The organism is Rubrimonas sp., assembly GCF_036788415.1.
GTDB lineage: Bacteria > Pseudomonadota > Alphaproteobacteria > Rhodobacterales > Rhodobacteraceae > Rubrimonas.
Window position 1 is genome coordinate 24,219 of record NZ_DAIQNN010000032.1, and the last position, 9,821, is coordinate 34,039.

Below are 9,821 nucleotides of genomic sequence, written 5' to 3' on the forward strand. Positions count from 1 at the left end.
CCTGATGCAGGGCGGGCGGGCCCTCAGATCAACGCTTCGCCGTCCAGCGGCCCGAACCCGATGCGTCTGCGCTACCTTGGTCAGCGGCCAGCATGAGGCCTGAGACGGCCACCGCATGGGCGTCTAGCCACGATTCGAGCGCCTCTGCGCGCGGCTCGGGCGGCGTCGTGGGCGCTTCGGCGACGAGGCTCGCGCGCGTCGCCGCGTCGAGATCGAGCATCCTCTGAAGGAAGTCGGATTCGGAGCGAGTCATCGGCCGCGGCGCATCGGCTCCGAGCATCTCGTTCCCGAGTTCGCCGGTCGCGAGGGCGTTGAGAATGTCCGCGTGCTGACGCGCCGAGCGGAGGTGCAAGCTCTCCCAGGCCGGGTTTCCGGCCAGAGTTCGGCGCAACAGCTCCAACGTGTAGATCGAGGCAGCCCAACGCCTTGCGAATGAACGGCTTTCGACACCGGCGCTTCGCTGGATCGCGGCGGTCGCCGAGGCGAGGTCGCGTGACGCCGCATTCTCGACGCCGAGCGCCGCCGAGGCGGCGAGCGTTAGGAAGACGGTCGCGGCGGTCTCCGCCGCATCCTCATGCGGTGCTGCGGCGTCCTGCTTCGGCGCCGAAAGGACCGTCTGCGCCGACAGATCCGCGAACGCCGCCGACAGCCCGGCCACTGCGCCGCCCGCGTACTGGCCGAAAAGCGCGTCGAACGCCGCGAGACGCGCCGCGGCGTCCAGCGTCGCCGCTTCCCGCTCGGCGTCGACCGGCGGCGGCGGCGCCATAAGCGTCTCGACGACGTCGAGCGCGTCTTCCGCCAGCCCGGCGCGCCACGACCGCGCAGCGGCGAGGGCTTCCCCGGCGCATCGATCGCCGGCCCCGCCGCAGAGCAGCAGCGCCGCAAGCGACGCCCGATTGTCGAAGATTTCGATCGCAGACGCGCCGCGCGGTTCGAACGGAAGCGCTTCCTCGGGCGCCGCCAGCGTCAGATCGCCCTGCCGTTCGACCAGCACGCGCAGCGCATGAACGTCGATCATTCCCACGAGGCCTTCGCGGACGTCCTGCGCCAGTGGGTCGTCGGGATGATCTCGCACGATCCGGTCGAAGCGCTCGAGGCCCTGCGCGAAAAGCGACGCCTGGGCGACGCCCTCCGCATCGAGCGCTTGCGCGAAAAGTCGAGCGCCCTCGCGCGCGAGGTCCCGCGCAAGAGCGGCCGACGTCCCGGTCGCGGCCACGCGCCGCGGCGACGGGACCGGGCTGGTCTCGGGGGCGACGGCGACATCCTTCGCGCCGACGTCGGCGGGCGCCGCGGCCGTCGAGACCTCGGCGGCGCGCAGGTCGGGACTCAGGGCGCTCGGCGACGCGCAAAGCAGCAGCGCGCCGCAGCACATCGATATGTCGCGCAGTCGTCGCATCTCGCCCCTCCTGAGGACAAGCGGAATCCGGTCTCGCCCTGCGTCAGCGCCGCTCCGCCGTGAAGCCCTTTCGGCTCATGCAGGCGTGGATCGCCGCGAAGTCCTCCGGCGCGAAACTCATCGCGCCGAGCCCGGTGAAGTCCCCCCCGCAAAGCCCGTATTCGAGGCGGACCGTCTCCGCGTCGGCGCCGGGCTTCGTCCACGAGACCGCCGCCGAGCGCGCGCCGACCGAAGCGCACCCGCCAGCCGCACCCACCGCCATGAGGACGACGCAGCGCCCCCACCTCGCCATCGCGCAGGACCTTCGCACAACCGGTTTCCAAGTTAACCTTATCTTAACCAGATTTGTTCGATTTTTGCTTAAAGTCAATAGAGTACTCTATTGAAAAATATGTGACGGGCCTAAAAGCAGGTGAGGCGATACCCGCGCACGACGGCCCCGTCCTCCTCGCGCAGACACCCGCGCTCGTCGACGTAGCGTCCGGTCGGATTCGGCGACGGCGCCTGCGGCCGCTGCTCCGGAACTCTGTCCGCGAGGCGTCGGCGCTGCCAGCTCGAATAGGCGCGCGCAGTGCTCTCGCGCAGCTGCGCGAGCTGCGCGGCGTCGAGATAGCCGGTGGTCGGCAGGCCCAACGAGCTCTGCCATTGCTTGATCGCCGTGCGCGTGGTCGGCCCGAACAGCCCGTCGAAGCCCCCGCTATCGAACCCCAGGAGAGCGAGCCTCACCTGCAACTCGCGCCAGTCCGCGCCGCTGAGGCGCAGCGCCGCCTGATCCGAAGGCGATGCGCCCAGAGCGGCGTCGGCGCGCGCCGGGTCCGCAGTCGCGCGCGTCGGCCCCGGCGGCTGTTGCTCCGCGACAGTGCGGATCGCAGTCGGATTCAGGGAACCCACGGGATTTCCGAGGAGAATGTCCACCGCCGCATCGCTGTCGGGGTTCTCCTCCACGATCTGGTCGAGCAGGCGGGCCGCCTCGGCGTATCCGGCGGCGCGCAACTCGCCCGGTCCCGCATCCGAACGCGCGACGATGGCGGCGGCCTGCTCCAGCAACGCGTCGACCTCGGGCGGGTTTTGCGCGTCGGCGCCGCTCGCCCCGAGGGCCAGCGACGTCGCCAGCCAGACAGCCATGACCCTAGGGCGCAGCGCCGCAGCGGCGATCACGCGCCATCCGGTCGCGCCGGCGGCGCGCGGCGCGGCGCGTCGTCGGGCGCTCTCGGCTCCACCCCATAGACCGCCGCGACGACCGCCGCACGCGCCATCCCGCAGAAGTCCGCTCATCGCCACTCCACCGCGCCGAACTCCGGCGGGGCGATGATCGCCTTTCGCCGCGGCGAAGTCCATCCGGAGGCGCGGGCGGGGCCTCCGGCGCCGGATCGCCTCCGCGCTTGGTCGCGACACGCGCAGAAGCGGTTGCGGCCGCCCATCCGCAGGGCGCAGGGCGGGCCGCCTCAGGCGACCGCGTCGACGCCGGGAAGCGACAGGCTGCGCACCAGCTCGCGCACTTCCTGGCGCGCGGCGACGTGGCTCATGCTCATCGAGACCATGCTCGATTCGCTCTTGAGGTCGAGCAGCGTCAGCCCGTGCAGGAACAACTCGCGGAAGATCACGCGCTCCGAGAAGCCGGGCGCGACGCGGAAGCCGATGCGGCGCGACAGCTCCTCGAGCATGTCCCCGACGCGGCGCTTGTTGCGGGCGTCGAGCATGGCGACGCGGTTGCGCACCACCACCCAGTCGATCGGCTTCAGCCCCGCCTGCGCGCGCAGCTGGCGGCTCTTCCAGACCATCTCGGAATAGATCGAGGGGCCCTTGATGCGGCCTGTCGCGGGGTCGACGCGGGCGAGCAGGTCGAAATCGATCAGGCTGTCGTTCATCGGGGTGATCAGCGTGTCGGCGGCGGCGTGCGCCTCCTGGCTGAACACCGAATCGGCGCCTGGGCAGTCGATGATCACGAAATCGCAGCGCGCGCGCAGCTCTGCCACCAGATCGCGCAGGCGCTGGCGGTCCTCGGCCTCGGCTTCGGCGCGGCCCGGCGCCTTGGAGGGCGTCGGGGCGGCGAGTTCGGGCAGCAGAAGGGGGACGTCGCGGCGGGCGGCGTAGTCGCGCCGGTTCTCAAGGTAGCGGAAGAAGCTGCTCTGGCGCAGGTCGAGATCGACCGCGCCCACGCGCTTGCCGGCGCGGGCGAGGGCCACGAACAGATGCATCGCCGTGGTGGACTTGCCCGAGCCGCCCTTCTCGTTGCCGAGCACGACGACATGGCCCAATGCAGCCCCGCTGGCGGACATCGCTCAGGCCCCTCGCGCGCCCCGCAAGGCGCTTCCGTCAGGCGAAGATCAGAAGCCGAAGCCTTCGAACTTCTTCTTGAACTTCGAGACGCGGCCGCCGGCGTCCATCAGGCGCTGACCGCCGCCCGTCCAGGCGGGGTGCACGGTGGGGTCGATGTCGAGCGTCATCGTGTCGCCTGCCTTGCCCCAAGTCGAGCGCATCTGCACGACGTCGCCATTGGTCATCTTCACGTTGATCACGTGAAAATCGGGGTGGATGCTCTGTTTCATGCCGCGTCTCCCACGGATCGTCTGCGGGGGACGCCGGTCCTGCGGCGCGAAAACCGCGCGCAGAGTCGCCAACCGTCCCGAAAGTCGGCGCGTCATAGCCAAAGCGGGGCGGCGAGGCAAGCCCGCAGCGCGCCGCCCGGCGCGTCAGCGCCCCTGAAAGCGCGGCGCGCGCTTCTCGCGCATCGCGGCCAACCCCTCGCGCAGGTCGTCCGACGCCCAGGCCTCGGCGACCCGCGCGCGCGCGGCCTGCGCGTCGAGCGCGCCCTGCCCGAGTTCGAGGATCGTGCGCTTCATGCCCTGCACCGCAAGCGGGGCGAGGGCCGAAAGCTCGGCGGCCATGCGCGCGGCCTCCGCCGCGACTTCGCCTTGCGGGACCACCCGGTCGAGAAAACCCGCGCGTTCCAGCGCCGGGCCCTCGAAAGTCTCGCAGAGCAGGAACATCCGCCGCGTCATCTGGACCCCGAGCAGGCGCTGGGCGCGGGCGATGCCGCCGGGCTCGTAATGGATGCCGAGCCGCGCCGGGGGGATGAAGCACTTCATCTCCGAAAAGCCTATGCGGAAGTCGCAGGCGGCGGCGATCTCGACCCCGCCGCCGAACACGCCGCCATTGCAGGCGCAGATGGTGGGCAGCGGGAACGCCTCGATCCCGTCGCAGAGCGCGGTCAGCGGGTTGTCGGACCAGTCGGCGGTCGCGACGTCCTCCAGGGCGGCGCCCGAGCAGAAGGCGCGGTCGCCCACCCCGGTGAGGATCAGTGCGCGCACGCCCTCGCGCGCATGAACTTCCGCCAGCGCCTGCGCCAGCGCCTGCATGTCGGCGACCCCGAGCGCGTTGCGCTTGTCGGGGCGGTTGAGGGTGACGGTGGCCGTGGGGCCGTCGAAGCTCAGGAGGATGGCGTCGGACATCGGAGCGGCCCTCACAGGTCGAAGGTGGCGAAGACGGGGGCGTGGTCGGAGGGCTTCTCCCAGCCCCGCGCGGCTTTCAGCACGCGGCTGGCGCGCGCGGCGCCGGCGATCTCGGGGCTCGCCCAGACATGGTCGAGCCGGCGGCCGCGGTCCGACGCCTCCCAGTCGGAGGCGCGGTAGCTCCACCAGCTGTAGAGCTTGCCCTGCGGCTGGAGGATGCGGGCGATGTCGGCCCAGTTTCCGGCGGCGCGGGCGGCCTCGAAGCGGGTGATTTCGGGCTCGGTGTGGCTGACGACGTTCAGGAGCTGCCTGTGCGACCACACGTCGTCCTCGCCGGGCGCGATGTTGAGGTCGCCGACGAGGATGGCGGGGCCGCGCCGTCCGGCGCTCCAGTCGCCGAGTTCCTCGACGAAGCGCAGCTTGTGGTCGAATTTCGGGTTGATCGCAGGGTCGGGCTCGTCGCCGCCCGCGGGGATGTAGAGGTTGTGGATTTCGACGCCCTCGGCGGGGCCTTGGGCGATGCGGGCGGCCACATGGCGGGCGTCGCCCCTGCCGCAGAAATCGCGGTGGGGAAGTTCGGCGAGCGGCAGGCGCGACAGGATCGCCACGCCGTTGTAGCCCTTCTCGCCGCGCGCGACGATCGTTCCGTAGCCGAGCGCGGCGAACCCCTCGGTCGGGATCTTGGCGACGGGCGACTTTGTCTCCTGCAGGCACAGGATGTCGGGCGCTTCCTCGCGCAGCAGACGCTGGACGAGCCCCTCGCGCAGGCGCACCGAGTTGATGTTCCAGGTGCAGACGGTCAGCGGCATGGAGGTCTCCTGCGGCGGGCGCGCGGACCATAGGGCGCAGGGGCGCGGCAAGGCAACGGCGCGTTCAGCCCCGGGCCTTGCGCAGGGCGCGGTCGAGCGCCTCCAGAAAACGCGAGCGGTCGGCCTTGGCGAAGGGCCGCCCTCCCCCGCCCGCGGCCAGCGGGGCCGCGCTGCGCAGATCGGCCATCAGCTCGCGCATCGCCAGCGCATGGCCGATGTTGGACGGGGTGAACGCCTCGCCGTCGTGGCGCAGCGCCTGCGCGCCGGCGTCTAGGCAGCGTTTCGCGAGCGGGATGTCGCCGGTCACGCAGACGTCGCCGGGGCCGATGCGCTCGGCGATCCAGTCGTCGGCGGCGTCGGGGCCTTCGGGGACGATCACGGTTTGGACCAGCGGGTGCGGCGAGGGGCGGATGCCGCCATTCGAGACGATCCGCACGGATACGCCGTGGCGCTCGGCCACCCGCAGCGCCTCGGCCTTCACCGGGCAGGCGTCGGCGTCGACATAGAGGATGGGAGCGGTCATCGACCGAGCATCCGCGCCGCCGCGCGCCGCGCCGCGCCGGGATCGGCGAAGGTGACGGCGAAGGCCCCGCGGCGGATCGGTTCTGCGAGCACGGTTTCAAGCAAGGTGGCGCCGTCGCCGTCGCGCAGGGTGAGCATCTCGCCGAGGCTGCTGGCGGTGAGGCTTTCGAGCTGGCGAGCGGGGCCGGCGTGCAGTGTGATCGAGAGGGCGACTGCGCCGGGGCGCGGCGCGAAGCTCTGGAAGGCGTAGACCTCCGCGGGGCCGACGCCCATCTCCCAGCCGGGGGCGGAAAAGGTGAAAGCGGGCTCCGCAAGCGCCGGCGCCGCCGCAAGGGCGAGCGCCAGCGCGAGCGCCTTCACGCGGCCTTCCACTTGATCGAGCAGCCCATCGAGGAGATCTGCTCGCGCGGGCCTGTCCCGCTGCGCGCCACTTCGGCCATCGCCTCGTAAAGCTCGCGGCGGGCGTCGGGGCCGGCGGGGTTCTTGCCCGAACTGTCGAGCCGTCCGCGATATTGCAGCCCCAGATCGCGGTCGAAGCCGAAGAAGTCGGGCGTGCAGACGGCGTCATAGGCGCGGGCGACAGCCTGCGTTTCGTCATGCAGGTAGGGGAAGTCGAAGCCGTATTTCGCGGCGAAAGGCGCCATCTTGTCGAAGGCGTCGTCGGGGTAGTTCACCGCGTCGTTGGAATTGATCGCGATGACGTTCACGCCCAGCGCCTTCAGCTCGCGCGCGTCTCGGGCGAGGCGGTCGGCGATGGCGATCACATAGGGGCAATGGTTGCAGATGAAGACGACCAGCGTGCCGGTCTCGCCTTTCAGTTCGGCGAGCGAATGGGTCTTTCCGTCGACGCCCGGCAGGGTGAAATCCGGGGCTTTCCAGCCGAAATCGCAGATCGGGGGGGTGGCGGCCATGGTGTTCTCCTCTCAGGCGACGCGGTCGGGCGGGGGGCGGCCCTCGAAGAAGGCGCGCAGATTGTCGAGCGCGCGCATCCCCATCGCGACGCGGGTCTCGGCGGTCGCCGACCCGAGATGGGGCGCGAGCACGGCGTTGTCGAGGTCGAACAGGGCGGGATGCACCGCCGGCTCGGCCTCGAACACGTCGAGGGCCGCGGCGGCGATGCGGCGCACGGCCAGCGCCTGCGCGAGCGCGGCCTCGTCGATCACCTCGCCGCGCGCGGTGTTGATGAGGATGGCGGTGGGCTTCATCAGCGCGAGCCGCCGCGCGTCGATCAGATGGCGGTTGGCGCCGCCGCCGGGGCAATGCAGCGAGACGAAATCGGCTTCCGCCAGCACCGCGTCGACGCTCTCACGCGGCTCGGCGCCGAGCTCTGCGCAGATGTCAGGGGAGACGGGCGAGCGGTTCTGGAAGATGACCCGCATCCCGAAGCCGTGGCGGGCGCGCCGCGCCATCGCCTGCCCGATCCGCCCGAACCCTATGATCCCCAAAGTCGCGCCGGTCACCTGCGCGCCGATCATGTGGGTGGGCCGCCAGCCCGTCCAGAGCCCCCCGCGCAGCTCGCGCTCGCCCTCGCCGATGCGGCGGGCGGCGGCGATCAGCAGGCCCATGGCGAGATCGGCGGTGGCGTCGGTCAGCACGTCGGGGGTGTTGGTCACGACGATCCCACCGGCCCGGGCGGCGTCGAGGTCGATATGGCTGACGCCCACGCCGTAATTGGCGAGGATGCGCGCGCGGGCGCCGCGCAGCGCCGCCGCGTCGAGCCGGTCGGTGACGGTGACGGCGGCGGCGTCATGCGCCGCCAGCGCCGCGGCCAGCGCCGCGGGCGGCATCGGCGCATCGGTCCGCGGCGCGGTCACGTCGAAGACCTCGCGCAGCGCGGCCTCGCAGGGCTCGGGCCAGCGGCGGGTCAGCAGGAGGCGGGGCTTGGTCATGTCGTCTCGCAGGTCGGGCTTGCCGCGGCGGGCAGGCGGCGCAGTTCCTCCTTGGTGACATGACGGAGGGGAGCATGGCCAGACTGTTTCGCGCAGCGCTCGCGGCCTTGGCGCTGACGCTGGCGGCGCCGGCGCAGGCGGGCGAGGCGGAGGACATAAGGGCGGTGATCGAACGACAGCTCGACGCATTCCAGCGCGACGACTGGGCCGGCGCTTTCGCCTTCGCCTCGCCCGGCATCCGCGGCATGTTCGGAACGCCCGAGCGTTTCGGCGGCATGGTGCGCGGCGGCTATCCGATGGTGTGGCGGCCGAGCCGGGTCGAGATGGGGCCGCTCGAACAGGGGCCGCGCGGGCCGGTGCAGATCGTCTATTTCACCGATGCGCGCGGCGCGGTGCATGTCGCGGCCTACGAGATGGTCGACATCGGCGGCGAGTGGCGCATCGACGGCGTGCGCATCCGCCGGATGGCGGACGCCGCCGTCTGACCGCGGTCAGATGCCGAGCGCGGCGTAGCTGCCGGCGACGCGCCCGATCGACACGATGTAGGCGGCGGTGCGCAGGTCCGGCACGTCCTTGCGGCTGCGCCAGACCTCGTGCATCGACTGGTAGGCCCCGCGCATCGTGTCGTCGAGCCCGGAGCGCACAAGGGTCAGCTCGTCGGCGCCGGCGAGGTAGCGGGACTTGAAGCCGGGGTCGAGCGTCTTGCCGATTGCGCCTTCGAGTTCGGCGATCAGCATCTCGTGGCGCGCCTCCTCCTGCCGGCGCTGCATCCGCCCGAAGCGGATGTGGCTGAGATTCTTGACCCATTCGAAATAGGAGACGGTGACGCCGCCGGCGTTGGCGTAGAGGTCCGGCACGATCACGACGCCCTTGCGGCGCAGAAGCTCGTCGGCGCCGGCGGTGATCGGGCCGTTGGCGGCCTCCACGATCAACGGCGCCTGGATGCGGTCGGCGTTGGAGAGGTTGATCACGCCTTCGAAGGCGGCGGGGATGAGGATGTCGCAGGGCTCCTCCAGCGCGGCGGCGCCATTGGCGGAATAGGTGGCGCCGGGGAAGCCGCGGACGCCCCCCGTCTCCGCGAGATGCGCCTTGACGCGCTCCACCGGCAGGCCGGCGGGATCGAGGATCGCGCCGTCGCGCTCGACGATCCCGACGATCAGGCAACCGTCCTCTTCCTGAAGGAACTTCGCGGCGTGATAGCCGACATTGCCGAGGCCCTGAACGATCAAGCGCTTGCCGGCGAGCCGCCCTTCGAGATTGGCGGCGGCGACGGCGTCGGGGTGGCGGAACATCTCGCGCAGCGCGTATTGCACGCCGCGCCCGGTGGCCTCGACGCGGCCTTCGATGCCGCCGGCGTTGAGCGGCTTGCCGGTGACGCAGGCGCGCGCGTCGATCTCGGTGGTGTTCATGCGGGCGAACTGGTCGGCGATCCACGCCATCTCGCGCTCGCTCGTGCCCATGTCGGGGGCGGGGACGTTCTGGGAGGGGTGGATCAGGCTGCGCTTGATCAGCTCATAGGCGAAGCGGCGGGTGATCTTCTCCATCTCGTCCGCCTCCCAGTCGCGCGGATCGATGCAGAGGCCGCCCTTGGAGCCGCCGAAGGGCGTCTCGACGAGGGCGCATTTGTAGGTCATCAGCGCGGCGAGCGCCTCCACTTCGTCCTGATTGACCGACATTGCGTAGCGGATGCCGCCCTTGACGGGCTCCATGTGCTCGGAATGGACCGAGCGATAGCCGGTGAAGGTGTGGATGC

13 protein-coding genes are annotated in these 9,821 nt (G+C 71.3%); 1 reads left to right on the top strand and 12 read right to left on the bottom strand.

The features are described 5' to 3' along the window. Positions 1–28: 28 nt before the first annotated feature. The 11 genes from V7Q31_RS09645 to V7Q31_RS09695 form a co-directional block, all read right to left on the bottom strand. Complete coding sequence (locus V7Q31_RS09645) at positions 29–1,396, bottom strand: hypothetical protein (protein ID WP_333833543.1); 1,368 nt, start codon at positions 1,394–1,396, stop codon at positions 29–31. A 43-nt stretch (positions 1,397–1,439) separates the two neighbouring features. Further along, complete coding sequence (locus tag V7Q31_RS09650; protein WP_333833545.1) at positions 1,440–1,688, bottom strand: hypothetical protein; 249 nt, start codon at positions 1,686–1,688, stop codon at positions 1,440–1,442. Between the two features lie 110 nt (positions 1,689–1,798). Beyond that, on the bottom strand, positions 1,799–2,521 hold the full coding sequence (locus V7Q31_RS09655; RefSeq protein ID WP_333833546.1) for a peptidoglycan-binding domain-containing protein: 723 nt from the start codon (positions 2,519–2,521) through the stop codon (positions 1,799–1,801). A 320-nt stretch (positions 2,522–2,841) separates the two neighbouring features. Next, complete coding sequence (locus tag V7Q31_RS09660) at positions 2,842–3,654, bottom strand: division plane positioning ATPase MipZ (protein ID WP_333833561.1); 813 nt, start codon at positions 3,652–3,654, stop codon at positions 2,842–2,844. Positions 3,655–3,723: 69 nt separating this feature from the next. Beyond that, positions 3,724–3,945, bottom strand: a complete 222-nt coding sequence (gene rpmE / locus V7Q31_RS09665) for a 50S ribosomal protein L31 (protein ID WP_333833548.1) — start codon at positions 3,943–3,945, stop codon at positions 3,724–3,726. A gap of 144 nt (positions 3,946–4,089) precedes the next feature. Then, positions 4,090–4,848: an enoyl-CoA hydratase/isomerase family protein gene (locus V7Q31_RS09670; RefSeq protein WP_333833550.1), complete on the bottom strand. Its 759-nt coding sequence runs from the start codon at positions 4,846–4,848 to the stop codon at positions 4,090–4,092. A gap of 11 nt (positions 4,849–4,859) precedes the next feature. Next, positions 4,860–5,657, bottom strand: a complete 798-nt coding sequence (locus tag V7Q31_RS09675) for an exodeoxyribonuclease III (RefSeq protein ID WP_333833551.1) — start codon at positions 5,655–5,657, stop codon at positions 4,860–4,862. Positions 5,658–5,721: 64 nt separating this feature from the next. Next, positions 5,722–6,180 (bottom strand): YaiI/YqxD family protein, encoded by a 459-nt coding sequence (locus tag V7Q31_RS09680; RefSeq protein ID WP_333833552.1) that lies wholly within the window; start codon positions 6,178–6,180, stop codon positions 5,722–5,724. Then, a complete protein-coding gene (locus V7Q31_RS09685; RefSeq protein WP_333833553.1) occupies positions 6,177–6,539 on the bottom strand; it encodes a hypothetical protein in 363 nt (120 codons plus the stop codon). Before V7Q31_RS09685 ends, V7Q31_RS09680 begins: the two co-directional genes overlap by 4 nt. Then, positions 6,536–7,090 carry a thioredoxin family protein gene (locus V7Q31_RS09690; protein WP_333833554.1) on the bottom strand — a complete coding sequence of 185 codons (555 nt, stop codon included), beginning with the start codon at positions 7,088–7,090 and terminating at the stop codon, positions 6,536–6,538. The genes V7Q31_RS09685 and V7Q31_RS09690 overlap by 4 nt, the downstream gene beginning before the upstream one ends. 12 nt (positions 7,091–7,102) lie before the next feature. After that, positions 7,103–8,068, bottom strand: coding sequence for a 2-hydroxyacid dehydrogenase (locus tag V7Q31_RS09695; protein WP_333833555.1), 966 nt, complete (start codon positions 8,066–8,068; stop codon positions 7,103–7,105). 74 nt (positions 8,069–8,142) lie between these two features. On the opposite strand from V7Q31_RS09695, the gene V7Q31_RS09700 reads away from it, so the two are divergent. Then, a complete protein-coding gene (locus V7Q31_RS09700; RefSeq protein ID WP_333833557.1) occupies positions 8,143–8,553 on the top strand; it encodes a DUF4864 domain-containing protein in 411 nt (136 codons plus the stop codon). Between the two features lie 6 nt (positions 8,554–8,559). On the opposite strand, the gene V7Q31_RS09705 is transcribed toward V7Q31_RS09700, so the two are convergent. Then, a partial coding sequence (locus tag V7Q31_RS09705) for a Glu/Leu/Phe/Val family dehydrogenase (RefSeq protein ID WP_333833559.1) occupies positions 8,560–9,821 on the bottom strand: 1,262 nt, incomplete at its 5' end.